Consider the following 223-nt stretch of genomic DNA (forward strand, 5'->3'; position numbering starts at 1 on the left):
ACATCCGCGACAGAGCTGTCAAAAATCCTATCCGGCTGTGGCGCGGTAATAAGCTGTTTGCTGATTTTGTGTTTGACCACTTGGCGTTTGGTGATAACCACTTCATAAGCACTGGTTTTTTGTACGATGCGGCTGACTTCTTTGAAGCCCACTTCTTCGTATTCGTGCGCATTGGGGCCTTGTAGTTCGTCTGCTAAGATGATCTTTTCACGAACCGGTATAG

The 223-nt window shown here is 47.1% G+C and carries 1 pseudogene; it reads right to left on the bottom strand.

Annotated elements, in window-relative coordinates:
- Positions 1–223 (bottom strand): annotated as a pseudogene (locus V6259_RS19975) (hypothetical protein); the annotation flags it as partial.

Origin of the sequence: Marinomonas sp. TI.3.20 (genome assembly GCF_038155025.1) — a bacterium.
Classification (GTDB): domain Bacteria; phylum Pseudomonadota; class Gammaproteobacteria; order Pseudomonadales; family Marinomonadaceae; genus Marinomonas; species Marinomonas flavescens.